General features: G+C 70.5%; 17 protein-coding genes. 9 read left to right on the plus strand and 8 right to left on the minus strand.

The genetic code is table 11. The features are described 5' to 3' along the window. Nucleotides 1–60 precede the first annotated feature (60 nt). Nucleotides 61–846 carry a FadR/GntR family transcriptional regulator gene (locus ACTH43_RS16880; RefSeq protein WP_441446058.1) on the minus strand — a complete coding sequence of 262 codons (786 nt, stop codon included), beginning with the start codon at nucleotides 844–846 and terminating at the stop codon, nucleotides 61–63. Between the two features lie 188 nt (nucleotides 847–1,034). Here ACTH43_RS16880 and ACTH43_RS16885 point away from each other — a divergent pair, with 188 nt between their 5' ends. Genes ACTH43_RS16885 through ilvD form a run of 3 tightly spaced genes read left to right on the plus strand, consistent with a single transcriptional unit; the run spans nucleotide 1,035 to nucleotide 5,835 of the window. Continuing rightward, the gene (locus tag ACTH43_RS16885) at nucleotides 1,035–2,726 is read left to right on the plus strand and encodes an L-lactate permease (protein ID WP_441446059.1); all 1,692 of its coding nucleotides are present in this window, start codon (nucleotides 1,035–1,037) and stop codon (nucleotides 2,724–2,726) included. Nucleotides 2,727–2,779: 53 nt separating this feature from the next. Then, nucleotides 2,780–4,030, plus strand: coding sequence for an alpha-hydroxy acid oxidase (locus ACTH43_RS16890; protein WP_441446060.1), 1,251 nt, complete (start codon nucleotides 2,780–2,782; stop codon nucleotides 4,028–4,030). A gap of 47 nt (nucleotides 4,031–4,077) precedes the next feature. Then, nucleotides 4,078–5,835 carry a dihydroxy-acid dehydratase gene (gene ilvD / locus ACTH43_RS16895; RefSeq protein ID WP_441446061.1) on the plus strand — a complete coding sequence of 586 codons (1,758 nt, stop codon included), beginning with the start codon at nucleotides 4,078–4,080 and terminating at the stop codon, nucleotides 5,833–5,835. A gap of 83 nt (nucleotides 5,836–5,918) precedes the next feature. On the opposite strand, the gene ACTH43_RS16900 is transcribed toward ilvD, so the two are convergent. The 6 genes from ACTH43_RS16900 to ACTH43_RS16925 form a co-directional block, all read right to left on the minus strand. Next, nucleotides 5,919–6,485 (minus strand): AAA family ATPase, encoded by a 567-nt coding sequence (locus ACTH43_RS16900; RefSeq protein WP_441446062.1) that lies wholly within the window; start codon nucleotides 6,483–6,485, stop codon nucleotides 5,919–5,921. Between the two features lies 1 nt (nucleotide 6,486). Then, nucleotides 6,487–7,263: a class I SAM-dependent methyltransferase gene (locus ACTH43_RS16905; RefSeq protein ID WP_441446063.1), complete on the minus strand. Its 777-nt coding sequence runs from the start codon at nucleotides 7,261–7,263 to the stop codon at nucleotides 6,487–6,489. A gap of 95 nt (nucleotides 7,264–7,358) precedes the next feature. Further along, nucleotides 7,359–8,516: a PEP/pyruvate-binding domain-containing protein gene (locus ACTH43_RS16910; protein ID WP_441446064.1), complete on the minus strand. Its 1,158-nt coding sequence runs from the start codon at nucleotides 8,514–8,516 to the stop codon at nucleotides 7,359–7,361. Next, on the minus strand, nucleotides 8,516–9,112 hold the full coding sequence (locus ACTH43_RS16915) for a histidine phosphatase family protein (protein ID WP_441446065.1): 597 nt from the start codon (nucleotides 9,110–9,112) through the stop codon (nucleotides 8,516–8,518). Before ACTH43_RS16915 ends, ACTH43_RS16910 begins: the two co-directional genes overlap by 1 nt. Then, nucleotides 9,109–9,759 (minus strand): hypothetical protein, encoded by a 651-nt coding sequence (locus ACTH43_RS16920; RefSeq protein ID WP_441446066.1) that lies wholly within the window; start codon nucleotides 9,757–9,759, stop codon nucleotides 9,109–9,111. Before ACTH43_RS16920 ends, ACTH43_RS16915 begins: the two co-directional genes overlap by 4 nt. Beyond that, a complete protein-coding gene (locus ACTH43_RS16925) occupies nucleotides 9,756–10,157 on the minus strand; it encodes a hypothetical protein (protein ID WP_441446067.1) in 402 nt (133 codons plus the stop codon). Before ACTH43_RS16925 ends, ACTH43_RS16920 begins: the two co-directional genes overlap by 4 nt. A 110-nt stretch (nucleotides 10,158–10,267) precedes the next feature. Between ACTH43_RS16925 and ACTH43_RS16930 the strand changes: the two genes are divergently transcribed. Together ACTH43_RS16930 and ACTH43_RS16935 are read left to right on the plus strand one after the other, a co-directional pair. Further along, nucleotides 10,268–11,044, plus strand: coding sequence for a phosphotransferase (locus ACTH43_RS16930; protein ID WP_441446068.1), 777 nt, complete (start codon nucleotides 10,268–10,270; stop codon nucleotides 11,042–11,044). A 70-nt stretch (nucleotides 11,045–11,114) separates the two neighbouring features. Beyond that, complete coding sequence (locus ACTH43_RS16935; protein WP_441446069.1) at nucleotides 11,115–11,435, plus strand: hypothetical protein; 321 nt, start codon at nucleotides 11,115–11,117, stop codon at nucleotides 11,433–11,435. A 19-nt stretch (nucleotides 11,436–11,454) separates the two neighbouring features. On the opposite strand, the gene ACTH43_RS16940 is transcribed toward ACTH43_RS16935, so the two are convergent. Further along, nucleotides 11,455–12,189 (minus strand): TetR/AcrR family transcriptional regulator, encoded by a 735-nt coding sequence (locus ACTH43_RS16940; protein ID WP_441446070.1) that lies wholly within the window; start codon nucleotides 12,187–12,189, stop codon nucleotides 11,455–11,457. 107 nt (nucleotides 12,190–12,296) lie between these two features. Between ACTH43_RS16940 and ACTH43_RS16945 the strand changes: the two genes are divergently transcribed. The 4 genes from ACTH43_RS16945 (at nucleotide 12,297) to ACTH43_RS16960 (ending at nucleotide 15,874) form a co-directional block, all read left to right on the plus strand. Then, nucleotides 12,297–13,277 carry an NAD-dependent epimerase/dehydratase family protein gene (locus ACTH43_RS16945; RefSeq protein WP_441446071.1) on the plus strand — a complete coding sequence of 327 codons (981 nt, stop codon included), beginning with the start codon at nucleotides 12,297–12,299 and terminating at the stop codon, nucleotides 13,275–13,277. A 43-nt stretch (nucleotides 13,278–13,320) separates the two neighbouring features. Then, nucleotides 13,321–13,776, plus strand: coding sequence for an SRPBCC family protein (locus ACTH43_RS16950; RefSeq protein ID WP_441446072.1), 456 nt, complete (start codon nucleotides 13,321–13,323; stop codon nucleotides 13,774–13,776). A gap of 128 nt (nucleotides 13,777–13,904) precedes the next feature. Further along, nucleotides 13,905–15,242, plus strand: coding sequence for a sensor histidine kinase (locus ACTH43_RS16955; protein WP_441446073.1), 1,338 nt, complete (start codon nucleotides 13,905–13,907; stop codon nucleotides 15,240–15,242). Then, a complete protein-coding gene (locus ACTH43_RS16960) occupies nucleotides 15,230–15,874 on the plus strand; it encodes a response regulator transcription factor (protein ID WP_441446074.1) in 645 nt (214 codons plus the stop codon). The genes ACTH43_RS16955 and ACTH43_RS16960 overlap by 13 nt, the downstream gene beginning before the upstream one ends. The last annotated feature ends 523 nt before the right edge of the window (nucleotides 15,875–16,397 follow it).

The raw sequence follows: 16,397 nt of genomic DNA on the forward strand, positions 1-16,397 counted from the left end.
TTCTACGTCAACGACGCGACGCTCCCCATCACCACGAACCGGGAAGAGCCCCTATAGATGTCAGTCGGCGGGCAGGTCCGGCAGCATGGTCGAGGCGGCGCGGATGTGCGCGGCGGTGAGCTCCGCCGCCTCCTCGGCGTGCCCGCGGGAGATCGCCTGGAAGATCGCATGATGCTGCTCGCGCAGCATCCCCGCGATGTCCTCCCACTGCGCGACCTTCGTGAACGCCTCCATGATCGGAGCCCGCAGCGACGCACGGATCGCCGCGGTCATGTCGGAGAACAGCGCATTGCCGCCGGCCTGGGCGATCGCGACGTGGAACGCGGTATCGGCGTCGTTGAAGTCCTCCCGGCTCACGCCTGGCGCATCCATCACCGCCAGCAGTCGCTCGAGCTCGGCCAGCACCTCGGCATCGGCGCGCTCGGCGGCGAGCGAGGCGCTGGCCCTTTCGAGCAGGATCCGTGTCTCGATGACCTCCTGGAGACGGAAGTTCGACAGCGCGACATGGAGGCGCAGGAACTGCTCCAGGGCGGCGCTCGGCAGTGCGGAGACGAAGGTTCCCGCCCCCCGGCCGGAGCCCACCTCGGAGCGCAGCACCCCGTAGGCCTCGAGCACCCGGATCGCCTCACGCACCCCCGCGCGGCTGACCTGCAGCCGGGAGGCGAGCTCGCGCTCGGGCGGCAGGGGGTCGCCGACGGCGAGCGCCCCGGTCATGATCTGGTCCTCGATCGCATCGATGACCAGCCGGTGCGTGCTGCTGCGCGCGACCGGCCTCCACGCGGCTCCCGCTGTCCCTGAACGGGCGCTCTGCGGTCTGACCTCATTGTCATGCGTGTTGTCGACCATTCTCACGTTCTAGCACAGCCGGCTCTCGAGGGCTACCGGGGTCTTGTCCTCCGGCGCTCGAGAGCCTAGTATCCGTCGTATGGTCAGACCACACCACGGTCTACCATTCCTTTCCTCACCGACTCACGAGGCACGACATCGACGGCGATGCTGTGCAGCACCGCGGCTGATGTGTGTCGGAGGCTCCCATGTACACCCCAGACCTCGCACCGCTCGCCGGCAGTCTGCTGCTCTCCTCGCTCGTCGCGCTCCTCCCCCTGGTCACCATCTTCGTCACCCTCGGCGTGCTGCGCTGGAAGGCCCACTGGGCAGGCCTCGCCGCACTCGGCGTCGCGATGCTGGTCGCGGCTGTCGCCTACGGCATGCCGGTGGATCTGGTCACCCTCTCCGCGACCGAGGGCCTCGCCTTCGGCCTGTTCCCGATCATGTGGATCGTCCTGAACGCGATCTGGCTCTATGAGCTGACCGTGCGCAGCGGCCGCTTCGAGGACCTGCGCCTGGTGATCGACGCGATCTCCGACGATCCGCGCGTGCAGGCGATCATCATCGCGTTCTGCTTCGGCGGTCTGCTCGAAGCGCTCGCCGGCTTCGGGGCGCCCGTCGCCATCACCGGCGTGATGCTCATGGCGATCGGTTTCACCGCGATGCGCGCAGCGACGGTGGTGCTGATCGCCAACACCGCGCCGGTCGCCTTCGGCGCGATCGCCATCCCGATCATCACCGCTGGAAACCTCACCGGGATCCCCTACGAGCACATCGGTGCCATCATCGGCCACCAGACTCCGTTCTTCGCGGCCGTCGTCCCGCTGTTCCTGGTCTTCCTGGTCGATGGGAAGCGCGGGGTGAAACAGCTATGGCCGCTCGCCCTCGTGGTCGGCCTCGTCTTCGGGATCAGCCAGTACGTCTCGTCCAACTTCATCTCGGTCGAGCTCACCGACATCATCGCCTCGCTGGCCGGTCTCGCCGCCGCCGTGATCATGCTCCAGTTCTGGAAGCCCGAGGGCGGCAGGGACGCCCTGGAGAAGATGCGCGGCGAGCGCGAGCAGGAGGACTCCGACACCGGCCCGGTGGATGCCGGCGGTGCGGGCGTTGCCCTGGCCACCACCCCGCGCACCGATGTGCGGCTCACCCCGGGGCGCGTCGTCATGGCGCTGTTCCCCTACCTCCTGGTGATCGTCATCTTCTCGGCCTCGAAGCTGGTGCCGCTTCTCAGCTCCTTCCTCGCCTCCACCGACCTGAGGATCTCCTGGCCCGGACTCGACGGCAAGGTGTTCACGGCCGACGGCGAGATCGCCGGCAGCACCGTCTACTCCTTCCAGTGGCTCTCCTCCCCGGGCACGCTGCTGCTGATCACCGGCATCATCGTCGCGATCGTCTACAAGCTCTCGCTCCGGGACGCCGCGGACGTCTACCTCAAAAACCTCGTCAAGCTCCGCTATTCGATCCTCACCGTCGCCTCGGTACTGGCCCTGGCCTACGTGATGAACCTGTCCGGGCAGACGATCACTATCGGCACCTGGATCGCCGGCACCGGTGCGGCCTTCGCCTTCCTCTCCCCGATCCTCGGCTGGCTCGGCACGGCGGTCACCGGCTCCGACACCAGTGCGAACGCCCTGTTCGCGACCCTGCAGCAGACCGCGGCCGAGAAAGCCGGACTGGATCCCGCCCTGCTGGTCGCGGCGAACACCTCCGGCGGCGTGGTCGGCAAGATGATCAGCCCCCAGAACCTCACGATCGCCGCGACCGCCGTCGGGCTGCTCGGCCAGGAATCCGCCATCTTCCGCAAGGTGATCTGGTGGAGCCTCGGCATGCTCCTGGCCCTGTGCCTGCTCGTCGGCCTCCAGTCCACCGTCCTGTCGTGGATGATCCCGACCCTCTGACCCAGCTCCGTCCTCGTTCCCACAGCAACCGTCCACCCGCAAGGAGAATTCCCATGGTCAAGCGTCAGGTCCCCCGCCCCGCAGAGCTCCTCGAGCTCATGAAGTTCAAGCAGATCGACCTCGACTCGCGCCGCCGCCGACTCAATTCGGCGCTGTCCATCGATGACCTGCGCACGATCGCGAAGCACCGCACACCCGCAGCGGCGTTCGACTACACCGACGGCGCTGCGGAACGGGAGATCTCGATGACCCGCTCCGTCGAGGCCTTCGAGGACGTCGAGTTCCATCCCTCGATCCTCCACGACGTCTCCCAGGTGGACACCACCACCCGGATTCTCGGCGGCAGCTCCGCCCAGCCCTTCGGCATCGCTCCCACGGGGTTCACCCGGCTGATGCAGACCGAGGGGGAGATCGCCGGGGCGGGCGCGGCCGGTGCCGCCGGGATCCCCTTCACCCTCTCCACGCTCGGCACCACCTCGATCGAGGACGTCAAGGCCGAGAACCCGTTGGGACGCAACTGGTTCCAGCTCTACGTGATGAAGCAGCGGGAGATCTCCTACGGTCTGGTGGAACGGGCGGCGCAGGCCGGCTACGACACGCTGTTCTTCACCGTGGACACCCCGGTGGCGGGGGCGCGCCTGCGCGATGCCCGCAACGGCTTCTCGATCCCTCCGCAGCTGAGCCTGTCCACCGTGGTCAACGCCATCCCGCGACCCTGGTGGTGGTGGGACTTCCTGACCACCGCGAAGCTCGAGTTCGCCTCCCTCAGCGCGACCGGCGGCACCGTCGGCGAGCTGCTGAACTCCGCGATGGATCCCAGCATCGACTACGAGGACCTCGCGCAGATCCGCGAGATGTGGCCCGGGAAGTTCGCCGTCAAGGGGGTCCAGACCCTCGAGGACGCGAAGAAGCTCGCCGACCTCGGGGTCGACGCGATCGTGCTGTCCAACCACGGCGGGCGCCAGCTGGACCGTGCCCCGGTGCCCTTCCATCTGCTGCCCGAGGTGGCCCGCGAGGTGGGCCACGACCTCGAGATCATCCTCGACACCGGGATCCGCAGCGGCGCCGACATCGTCGCCTCGATCGCCCTCGGCGCCGACTTCACGATGGTCGGCCGGGCCTATCTCTACGGCCTGATGGCCGGCGGCCGGGACGGGGTCGATCGGATGATCCAGATCCTCTCCGAGGAGGTGGAGCGGACGATGAAGCTGCTGCAGGTCTCGAGCCTGAGCGACCTCACCCCGAAGCACGTCACCCAGCTGAGCCGGTACACCCGGCTCGGGGAGGGCGCGCGGATCCGCTGAGTCGGCCGGGGCTTCCCCGGTATGAGGACCAGGCATAGAGTCGGGCCATGACCGCCGACGACGCCCTCAGCACCGCAGACACTTCCTCCCCCGACGCCGACGCCACGTTCTCCGCCCCGGATATCAAGCCCCGCAGCCGCACTGTCACCGACGGGCTCGGCGCGACCGTCTCGCGCGGGATGCTCCGCGCGGTGGGCATGGGGGACGCGGACTGGGACAAGCCTCAGATCGGCATCGCGAGCTCCTGGAACGAGATCACTCCCTGCAACCTGTCGCTGGACCGGCTCGCGCAGGCGGCGAAGGACGGCGTGCACGCCGGCGGCGGCTACCCCCTGCAGTTCGGCACCATCTCCGTCTCCGACGGCATCTCGATGGGGCACGACGGCATGCATTACTCGCTGGTCTCCCGCGACATCATCGCCGACAGCGTCGAGACGGTGATGAGCGCCGAACGGCTCGACGGCTCGGTGCTGCTGGCCGGCTGCGACAAGTCCCTGCCCGGCATGCTGATGGCCGCTGCTCGCCTGGACCTGGCCAGCGTGTTCGTCTACGCGGGCACGATCATGCCCGGGCGCGTCACCTTCGAGAGCGGCGAGGAGAAGGACGTCACCATCATCGACGGCTTCGAGGCCGTCGGCGCCTGCGCCCGTGGACTGATGAGCCGCGAGGACGTCGGCCGGATCGAACGCTCGATCTGCCCGGGTGAGGGCGCGTGCGGTGGTTTCTACACGGCCAACACCATGTCGACGGCCGCCGAGGCGATCGGGATGTCGATCCCGGGCTCGGCCACACCCCCGTCGGCCGATCGCCGCCGCGATGCCGATGCCCGCCGCGCGGGCGAGGCCGTGGTGGAGATGCTCCGGCAGGGGATCACCAGCCACGACATCATGACCAAGCCCGCGTTCGAGAACGCGATCGCGGTGGTCCAGGCCTTCGGCGGCTCCACCAATGCGGTGCTGCACCTGCTGGCGATCGCCCATGAGGCCGACGTCGACCTCACCCTCGAGGACTTCGCCCGCATCGGCGCGAAGGTCCCCCACCTCGCGGATCTGAAGCCCTACGGCCGTTACGTGATGAGCGACGTCGACCACGTGGGCGGGATCCAGGTGGTCATGAAGACCCTGCTGAACGAAGGCCTGCTGGACGGGGACTGCCTCACCGTCACCGGCTCCACAATCGCGGAGAACCTCGAGGTCCTCGCCCCCCGCCCGGCCGACGGGAAGGTGCTGCGCCCTGCCTCCGCGCCGATCGCACCCACCGGCGGGATCACGATCCTGCACGGCTCGCTCGCCCCCGAGGGGGCGGTGGTGAAGTCCGCCGGCTTCGAGGAGGACGTCTTCGAGGGCACTGCCCGCGTGTTCGAGCGCGAGAAGCACGCGCTGGACGCCCTGAACGACGGCACCATCACCCACGGCGACGTGGTCGTGATCCGCTACGAGGGTCCCAAGGGCGGGCCCGGCATGCGCGAGATGCTCGCGATCACCGGCGCGATCAAGGGCGCGGGCCTGGGGAAGGACGTGCTGCTGATGACCGACGGACGCTTCTCCGGAGGCACCACGGGACTGTGCGTCGGCCACATCGCCCCGGAAGCCGTGGATGCCGGTCCGATCGCCTTCGTGCGCGACGGGGACCGGATCCGCCTGGACGTGAGCACCGGCGCACTGGACCTGCTGGTGGACCAGGCGGAGCTGGAGAAGCGCCGCGAGGGCTGGGAGCCGCTGCCGCCGAAGTTCACCAAGGGCGTGCTGGGCAAATACGTGAAGCTCGTGAAGTCCGCCTCGACCGGCGCGATCCTCGGGGACTGAGGACGGCGACGGGTGCGCGTCGGCCCGCGAGGACCAGCAGCCCGGCAGAGTGGACCTGCTCCCCCATCCCCCGGGCCGCAGCCTCAGAGCAGCGCGCGCAGCGCTGCAAGGGCCGATCCCCGGGAACCTCGTGCGTCGATCTGGTGCGCGCCGGGCCGCAGGGCGAGCACGTCCTGGAGAGCGCGGACCAGGTCGGCGGCGTCGTCCGGGCCCACGAAGGGGTCGTTGGCGGCCTGCTCGGGACGGTCAGGTGCGCTGCGGCGCGCCGCCAGCCGCTGGGCGAGCGCCGTCTCGTCCAGGACCAGCGCGGCCTCCACGAAGCAGGCGGCACTGTCCGCGGCGAGCTGCTCGAGCTCCTCGAGGAACGCAGTGCGTGCGAGGAACTGCCCGAGGACGACATCGTGCCCGTCGGCGAGGTGCCGCCGGATCATCGCCACGGCGAGGCGTCGCGCCTGGAGGCCCGAGGCCGTGAGGTCCTCGTCCCAGCGGCCCAGCGAGTGCTTGATCGCGTCGATGTCCAGGGCGAGCGCGCCGGGGCGCTCGGCCGTGAGCAGCGCGGCGAGGGTGGACTTCCCGCTGCCGGGGGCACCGTTCAGCAGCAGGAGCGTCGGTGCGGCGCGGCCGGGCACCGGCTCGGGGCTCCGCGTCATCTCAGGGCTGCGATGCGACGAGGACGAGTGAGCCCTCGTACTGCGGCAGGGTCCGCAGCGTGCCGTGCCGCGCGTCCCAGGCGCCGCTGTCGAGGTCGCCGCCCAGCTCTTGCGCGAAGTGCTCCGTGGCGTCCTCGGGCACGAAGCTCCATGCCGAGCAGGAGAGCCGAGCTCCCGGATCGAGCAGCCCCTCGGGCCGCCCGTAGTAGGCCTCGTTGAAACCGTCGGTGCAATCCAGCGGGATGGGGACGAGAACGCTGCGGGCGCGCCCGCCAAGTCCTGCCTCGAGCTCGTCGAGCCCCGGATAGCGGCGGGCCTCGGTGGCGGTCACCTCCGGCGCGTACTCGGTGAGCCAGAAATCTTCCACCCGCTGCGGATCACAGGTGAGGATCACGACCGGTCCCCGGGTGACCCTCCGCATCTCACGCAGTCCGGCCGCGGTGTCCTGCCACTGGTGCACGCTGAAGGTGGTCATCGCGGCGTCGAAGGAACGGTCCGAGAAGGGCAGGCTCTCGGCGGTGCCGTCGAGAGCGCGCGACAGGTGCCCGGGGCGCTGTGCACGCATCGACTCCGAGGGCTCCACCGCCGTGACCCTGCGGTCCGTGGGTTCGTAGGAGCCGGCGCCCGCACCGACGTTCAGCACCGTGCTCGCATCGCCGAGCGCCTCGGAGATCACCTCGAACAGGCGGGGATCAGGTCGGCGATACTGCGCGTACTCACGGCCGATCGATCCGTAGTCCGCGTCGCCCGCGCTGCCGTCCGAGGTTCTTGTGCCCATGGCGGCAACCTAGGCCCCGCTCGTAGGGGCGTCAATGGCACCGGCGCCGTGGGCATCGATCGCGGTCACGTGCGGGCTGTCCTGCCCGGAGGTCGTCATCGGCGGAGGATCCCCTGGTCCCCGTCGACGGTGACGACGGCGCCGTCCGGGATCGCTGTCACCGCTCCGGGGACCGCGAGGACGGCCGGGATGCCGAGCTCCCGGGCCACGATCGCCGCGTGCGAGAGCACGCCTCCGGTCTCCGTGACCACGGCCGCGGCGATTCGGAACAGCGGGGTCCAGGCGGGATCGGTGGACCGGCAGACCAGCACGTCACCCGGGCGCACCCGGCGGAAGTCCTGCGGTCCGCGCACGATCCTGGCCGTGCCGGTCGCGACGCCGCCGCTCGCCGGAGCGCCCTGCAGCGTCCCGTGCACCGGATCGCTGCGTTGCGGTGGGCGGGGCACCGGTGCCGTGATCGGCCGCGCCTGCAGCACGTGGAGCCGATCACCGCGCAGGACCCATTCGATGTCGGCAGCGGCACCGAGCACGGAGGCCACCTCATCCCCGAGCGAGATCAGCTCATGAACCTGAGCGTCGCTGAGGGACATCTCGTGCTGCTCCCCGTCCCCGGGCCGTCGCCCGAGAATGCCCCGTGCACCGATCCTCCAGGAGTCCGGAGTGACGACCCCGCTGACGAGCTGCTCACCGGGGCCCCGCACCGCTTCGAGCATCCTCTCCTCACCGGTGAACAGCACTCCGGAGACGTCCGCGTCGAGGTAGCGCTGCACGATCACCGCCATCTCCGGCGCGGTGGACTCCCCTGGCTCGCCCGCCCCTCGGTAGGCGAGTGCATGAGGTGACCATAGGGACGCCCAGCACCGGAGGATCGCCGCCTGGACGGCATCGCTCCCCTGGACCGGAAGGATGCTCTCGTGCTGGCCGGCGGCCGAGGCCCCGGCCGTGTCCTCGTTCGTGGCGGAGGAGCGGACTGCGACCTGGGCGCCAGCGGCACGTCCGGACTCCGTCCGCAGCAGGGGCTCGAGCGCGGCGACCACGGCGGCATCGAGTCGTCCGTGCCGGATCCGCTCGCCCAGCTCGGCGGCGGGGACGGTGTCAGGGCGGAGCCCATGATGGTCCAGGTGCCGGCGGTAGGCCTGGACGGACACCACGACGCCGGCCGGCACTTCGATCCCGACGCGCAGCAGAGCCCCCAGTGCGGCGGCCTTCCCTCCCGACGTCTCGGGGCGGGCATCGCGCAGGTCGTGGAGCATCAGCGCTCCGCTCCCGGCGCGGGAGCGGCGGCAAGACCCACCAGGTGCGAGCTCTCGCCGACGAAGTGCACGAGCGGAGGGCCGTCGTCGTACTCGATGACGGTGAGCGCCGCGTTCGGCATCCCGGCGAGGGACATCCAGCTCTCCGGCGGTGCGCCCAGCGCGTCGCGCACCATCCACGCGATGGAGTAGGCGTGGGTGATCAGCACCTCGTGCGTCGGCCGTGCCTCGGCGGTGTGCGCTCGGGCGAAGCGTTCGGTGAGGCTGCGGGCGATGCGCGACCCCGCGGCCGCTTCCTCCGCTCCGAAGCCGTCGAAGAACCCCGCCCAGGGAGGGGTCACGGCCGCCAGGTCAGGAACGCACGGGATGTGGTCGATGAGCTCCGGCGCCTCGTCCACCAGCACGTGAGGAAGGCTGCGGGCGATCACCGCTGCGCTGTCGGTCGCGCGCGGCAACGGGGAGTGCCAGACCACGTCGATCGGGCAGCCCGCGAGCCGGCGTCCCAGCCTGCGGCACTGCTCGCGTCCGCGCTCGGTGAGCACGCCGAGCGCATCGGCCTCACCGTGTCGGGCGAGGTAGAGGGTGCGCCTGGTCATCGCGCGCTCTCGTTCATCTGGCCCTCGCCCGTGGAGGATCGCAGATCCTGATGGAGCTCGGCCCAGACGGCATGGCAGGACAGGACTCCCACGCCGGTGACCCAGCGGAGGCCCTCGGTGCGTGCTCGACCGACCGCGATGTCGTACTGCGCCGGGTAGCGGCCGAAGCGGGGAAGGCAGTTCAGCAGCGGGGCGAGCAGGGAGCGCAGCTCCCGTCCGAGAGCGGTGAGCGCGGTGAGCAGCTGCTCGAGCTCCCGTGCCCCCTCGGCATCGGGCACGGCTTGCACGGGAGAGGTCGATCGCAGCTGCCACATCGAGACCGTCTCGACGAAGCGGGCATTGATCCCTGCCGGCCGCTCGAATTCGGTGCTCGTCGCGGACAGCACCTCACGTGCTCCCGCTCCGTCCACATCCCGCGCGAGCAGCACGGAGAGGTGGGCCCGCCCGAGGTCGGTGAGAATCCAGCCGTGGGCCTCGGCGAAGCTCAGGGGTTCCACGAGCCCGGTACGGGTGGCCTGGTCGATGACGGTGAGGATCTCGTCAGCGGGGAGCAGGGCGCGATCGGCGATGACGTCGGCATCGGCGAAGCCGGCGAGGCGCAGCGCCTGCAGGGTCAGCAGCTCGGTTCCCGAGCGCGCGGCGGTCATGCCGGATCGTGGCCGTCGGGGTCGCTCGCCGTCGGCCGCTGCGAGACCCGCTGGTATCGCTGCTGAGCCGCCTGCGGAGACTGCAGGCCGAGCGCTTCGGCGACCTCCGCCCAGGTCATGCCTTCGGCGCGTGCGGTGAGCAGGAGGGCGACCTCGAGCGAGTCCAGATCGGATCGGGCCGTTTCGATCATCGTCAGTGCCGCCTTCAGCTCCTCGGGCGAGGCGGCACCGTCGGCCCGGTTCGCCCGCCACAGGGCATAGCGGAGCAGGGTCGCGGCGTCCGGTGGCTCTGCCGGGTGCTGCCAGGGGCGCGGCGGAAGGTCCTGGGCACCGGCCGTCCGTAGGTGCCGCCGGGCGTCGCTGGGGGTCGCCGGGTCGCTCTCGGTGGTGTCATGCATGTCCCCAGCATTGACCCTCAACACCCTGTTGTCAACACGTTGTTGAGGATCCGGTCTGTGACCGACGTGCCGGGCACCTCGGGCCCTCATGGAACGACTACGGTCATCGGATGAGCATCGAGAACGGGCAGCCGCTCGAGGGCGACAACGCCACCGCGGGCGTGGTCCGCGTCGGGGACACCGTGCGCAAGCCCTGGGGGCCGACGACACCGACCGTGCACGAGCTGATGCGCACGGTCGCGGCGGCGGGGATCGATGTGCCCGCTGTCCACGGCCGGGATGAGCAGGGCCGGCAGATCCTCGAGTTCGTGCCCGGCACCCCCGCCCTCGATGTCCCTCCCCTGACGCTCGACGAGCTCGCGCGGGTGGGCCGGGCGATCCGGTCGATCCACGACGCGAGCGAGGGCTTCGCCCCGTCGGCCCCAGCCCCGTGGGAACCGCTGCTCCCGGTGCCGGAGGGCTCTCCGGACCTGATCTGCCATGGCGACCTCACGCCCTGGAATCTGATCCTCGGCGAGCGCTGGGTGTTCATCGACTGGGATGGCGCCGCACCGAGCACCCGGCTGTGGGATCTCGCGTACTCCGCACAGGCCTTCACCGTGAACGACGTCACCGAGGATCCCTCCGCCGCGGCCCGGCGGCTGGCCGCCTTCATCGACGGTTACGGCGCCGACGCCGACCTCCGGGCACGGCTGCCAGGCACGATGGCTGATCGCGCCGAGGCCATGTGGACCATGCTGCGTGACGCCGACCGGGAGGGCCGTGAGCCGTGGGGGGCGATGTTCGCCTCTGGCCACGGCGATCATTGGCGGGCGGTCGCGGACCACGTCAGGCGGCATGAGGCCACCTGGGCGCTGGCCCTCGGCGATCTCGGCTCCGCCGGCTGACCGCCGCCGCGGAGGGCCGGGCTGGATCGCGTTCCCGTCGACTGTCGCACCCCGCTCCTAGTCTCGGCACATGCCCACCTCCGGTTCGATCCTCGCGCACCCCGCCTCGGGCGGCACCGCCCACGCGGAGCGGGAGACGATCCGCGCCCTCCTGCTGGAAGGTCGCCCGGATCTCGAACGTCGGCTGCTGGTCGGTCCGAGCGGGGCCCTGCTGATCCCGCTGCCCACGGGGCGCAGCATCGAGATCGGCCGGATGCGCCGGCGCGGGAGAGCCCGCTGGGTGGTGGTGACCCCCTCGGCCGACGGCGCGACGCTGCGGGAGCCGACAACGCTGGGCACCGTGGTCCGCGCAGCGCTGAGCGCTCTGCAGGAGGCCGAAGCCCGTCACTGACCCCCGGGCTCGCTGCCCCTCAACCCCGCTGCTGCCAGCTCGGGGAGATGAGGTCCGCGAGCATCCGAACCTGCGCGGCGAGGATGCGGTCGCCGATCGCTGCCGCATCGGCTCCGAGCTGTCCGAACACGTGCGCGCTGATCACCCCGACGAGACTGCTCCACACAGTCAGGGCGGTGAACCCTGTGGCCGGGGTGGTCTCGACGCCGAACTCGACCAGGTGGCTCTCCAGCAGCGCAGTGACCTCCGGCGCGAGGTCCGGCACCTCCCAGGAGGCGGCGGTGCCTTCGTGGGCGGCGTCGGCGGCGATGCGCAGCACCGCCTGCATCACCCGCGTGCCGTCAGCATTGGTGGCGTCGGCCGGAGCGCTGTAGTCACGCACGGGAGTGCCGTACAGGAGGGTCCACCGCTCGGGGTGCGCGATCGCCCAGGAGCACATGCCGTCCCCGAGGGCGAGGAAGCGTGCGCGGGGATCGTTGTCGGCCGTCGCCCCGGCCGCCGCGACAGCGATGTCCACGGTGTCGGCCAGGTCGGCATAGGCATCGACGATCAGCAGGGTGAGCAGGTCATCCCGGCTGCTCACGTAGCGATAAATCGCTGAGGAGACCATTCCCAGGCCGCGGGCGATCTCGCGCACACTCAGCCCCGCGACCCCCTGCTCGACGAGCTGCGCATTACCGAGCTCGACGATGCGCGCCATCGTGCGCTCGCGCGCGAGAGCCCTCGGGCCGGGAGAGCGAGGTGCGGGAGTCATGGCCGCATCCTCCCACACTACGAGAGCGGTGCTCTTGACTCGAAACCGAGAGCGGTGTTCACTGAATCCACGACACAGAGAGCAGTGCTCGCATCTTGGAGGTCCTCATGCATCACCTCGTCATCGGAGAAGGACAGATCGGCCGCGCGATCATCGAGGGCGCCCTCACCGACGGGGACACCGTCACCGTGCTGCGCCGGACCGCGGTGCCGCCGGAGCCGGGTGTCCGCCGTGTCACCGGGGATCTTCTCGATGCCGGCGTGCTCGAAGAGGCGGCCTCCGGCGCCGAGGCGATCCATGCCTGCTTCCACGCTCCCTACGATGCGCGGGTCTGGGCGCGGGAGCTGCCGCCGCGGGAGCTCGCGGTGCTGGACACCGCGGCCTCGGCCGGCATCCCGGTGGTCTTCCCGGAGTCGATGTACGGTTTCCAGGGCGGGGCCTCGGATCTCGCCGAAGGGTCCCCTCTGTCGCCGCGCGACGCCAAGGGAGAGATCCGTGGGCAGCTTCTCGCACAGCGTCGGATCCACGACGCCCGCACCCTCAGCCTCGTCGCCGCAGACCTGTCCGGGCCGACGACGGTGGGCACCGGCGCGGCCGTGGTGACCGCGATGCTCATCGAGCGGATCGCCGCGGGTTCGCGGCCGATCGTCGTCGGCGATCCCGCGGCGCCCCACGCCCTGACTTTCGTCCCAGATCTCGCCGCAGCCATGCTCCATGCGGCGCGGCATGCTGACCGCCTGGCTCCCGACGGCGACGCGGTGCTGCACGCACCCTCCGCACCCGCCCGTTCCCAGGCGGAGCTGATCACCGCAGCCAGCGCTCTCCTCGGCGCACGTGGGCGTCGGCCGCTGGTCATCCCCCGCCTCGCCGTGCGCGCGCTGGCACCGCTGAACTCCTTCGCCCGCGAGCTGCACGGCATCGCGGGGCTCTGGTACGCGCCGTGCGTGCTGCGGCCGGGGATCCTCACCACCCAGGAGGAGCTGCAGCCGACGAGCTGGGAGGACGCACTCGAGGCGACACTGCGGGCGACAGCGCGGGCTATCGCTCGGGAGACCGGGCAGGTAACAGGGCACGCGGCGGTCGTCTGACCGTGCGGCGCGCCCGTCGGCCGCTCCTGCTAGCGTCGCGCCCATGAGCGACAGCGCACATCAGATCGATGCACAGCAGACCGACGGCACGACGGCCTCCGCGGGCGCCTCCCGTCACCTCGACATCGTCATCGAACGCCCCTGGCGCGAGGTCTACGAGTTCGCGAGCGATCCGCGGAACCTGCCCCGCTGGGCAGCAGGGCTCGCCGGCGGCGAGGTGAAGCGCGACGTCACCCAGTGGTCGATGAGCTCACCGATGGGGCGCGTACTGGTCAGCTTCGTCCCCGAGAACGAGTACGGGGTCATGGACCACACCGTCACCCTCCCCAGCGGTGAGTCCGTGCTGAACCCGCTGCGCGTGCTGGCGCTGGACGAGACCCGCTGCGAGGTCGTCTTCACCCTGCGCCGCGGCACGATGTCCGAGAGCGACTTCGCGGAGGACGCCGCGGCGGTTGCCGAGGACCTCGTCATGCTCAAGGAGATCTGCGAGCAGCGGTGAGCCGCCCCGAGCCGGGCCGGTCCCCGATCTGGACCAGCACCGGACCTGAACCGATGTCGGGCCAGCCCGACAATCGCTGACCTGGTGCCAGGATCGGGCGCGCGGTCCATCGCCGCCAGAGTGGAGACATGACCACCATGACCTTGCCCGAGACGCTCGACGCACCTCCCCCGCAGGCCGCCACACCGCTGCAGCGCTGGTCCGTCGGCCGCTGGGCCGCCCCGATCGGTCGCTTCCTCGCCTACTCGCTGATCGCCCTGCTGCTCGGGGCGATCGGCTTCTCGCTCGTCCTCGCGCTGCTCATCGCAGGCGTCTCGACCGTGATCGTCTGGGTGGGCCTGCCGATACTGATCGGTGGCGTGCTGCTCGCCCGCGGATTCGCGGCGGCCGAGCGCGCCCTGCAGTCCTCGATCCTGGACACAGAGCTGCCGACGCCCGCGCCCCGGGCCGCCCCCGCAGGCGCCGGCTGGATGCGCCGCCTCATCACTCCTCTGACAGACCCTCAGAACTGGCTGGACTCGCTGTGGGTGCTGGTGAACTTCCTCCTGGTGCTGATCACCTTCCCCCTCGCGATGGCCTGGACCGTCGGAGCCATCGCCACGGTGGGCGGGCCCGTCGCGACCCTCATCCTCGAGCAGGTGCTGCCGCCCGCCGACAACAGCGGCCTCGGCGAGCTGTTCGGGGTGCCGGAGCCATACGCACTCCCGGTGGACATGGCCCTGCAGTTCCTCATCGGCCTGCTGTTCCTGCTGACCCTCGGCCCCGTGGTGCGCGGCCTGGCCGCACTGCACCGAGGCGTGGCCCGCGGCATGCTGAGCTCGCGCTACCACGAGCAGCAGCAGCTGCTGCGCACCGAGCAGTCGCGCGCAGCCGGCCGCACCGCCGAGTCCACCGCCCTGCGCCGACTCGAACGGGACCTGCACGACGGCCCCCAGCAGCGCCTCGTACGTGCCTCGATGGACCTCGCCCGCGTCGAAGCCCTCGCGGCGAAGGACCCGGCAAAGGCCCAGGCCGTGCTGCGCGAGACGCGTGAGCAGCTGGGGCTGACCTTGGACGATCTCCGTCGCCTCTCCCGCGGGATCGCCCCGCCGGTCCTGGTCGATCGCGGACTCGCCGCGGCACTCACCGAGCTGGCAGCGATCTCCCCGATCCCCACGACGATCGAGAGCCCCGAGCTGACACTTCCCGAGCACGTCGAGATCGGCATCTACTACGTGGTCTCCGAAGCACTGACCAACGCTGCCAAGCACTCCGGTGCCGCCGGCATCGTGGTGGAAGTGGCACGAATCGGGGATGATGCCTGGGTGAGGATCGAAGACGACGGGCGCGGAGGCGCCGAGATGCGCACCGGCGGCGGCCTGGCAGGGCTCGTAGGCCGTGTCGCCTCCCTGGAGGGACGCCTGACGGTGACCTCGCCACCCGCACACGGAACCCGGATCGAGGCCGTGATCCCATGCGCATCCTGATCGCCGACGACTCCGCGCTGATCCGTGAAGGACTGCGCCTGGTGCTCGAGGAGGCCGACCACACGGTGGTGGGCACCGCCGCGACCGGCACGGAGCTGGTGGTGCGCGCCCTCGAACTCCGGCCGGACCTCGTGATCTCGGACATCCGGATGCCACCCAGCCACACCGATGAAGGCCTGCGTGCCGCGCAGCAGATCAGAGCACAGTGGCCGGGAGCACCGATCGTGCTGCTCAGCCAGTACGTGGTGGTCGGCTATGCGACCGAGCTGATCGAGTCCGGGGCCAGCGCCACGGGCTACCTGCTGAAGGACCGGATCTTCGACATCCGCTCCTTCCTCGAGTCGATCGAGCGAGTCGCCGCGGGAGGCGTCGCGATCGACCCGGACGTGGTGGGACAGGTGATCTCCTCCCGCCGGCGCACGCCGCTGGACGAGCTCACCCCGCGCGAGCGCGAGGTGCTCGAGCTGATGGGCGAGGGCCTGACCAACGCGGGGATCTCCGAGCGGCTCTTCATCAGCGGGGGTGCGGTGGAGAAGCACACCCAGCGCCTGTTCGCGAAGCTCGGACTCAGCGAGGACTCGAGTGTGCACCGGCGGGTCACCGCAGTGCTGACGCTGCTGGGCGGCAAGTGACCGTTAGCTGACTGACGGAGCTGCGGGGGAAGGTGGCTGCGGTGGCTGCGGTGGCGTCAGCAGACACAGCTTGCACCGTGGCGACCTTCACCGAGAGCCTCAGCCGGGGAGCCCTCAGCTGGGCTCCGTTGGCGGAGGTGACGGGTCGAGATCGAGCCCGCCAGACAAGACCCACGGATCCTCCCCAGTGCGACTTATCCACAATTCCTCCGGCATTCTTGACTGAAACGAATTGCCTGATTCTGCGTAGGCCCTTCCGGAATTAGGCGACCGCAGGCCCTCGGGGATTTCCCATGACGTGCCTCCCGCACTCGCAACGCCTGGCCTTGCCGTAAGAACAGCCTTGGACGGGGCTGCGCCAGGTCACGGCGCGGGGAGACCAGACGTGACACCCGTACGATCACCCGCGGGGCCCAGCGGCGAACAGGACCCACATGGACACGCGACCCTTCCTCCACCGAGCCCACATATCCGGCTCTTCGCGGTTCGTGGTGAATGACCCTGCTGTGGCGGGTATTCACGC

Origin of the sequence: Brachybacterium sp. (genome assembly GCF_052095815.1) — a bacterium.
GTDB lineage: Bacteria > Actinomycetota > Actinomycetes > Actinomycetales > Dermabacteraceae > Brachybacterium.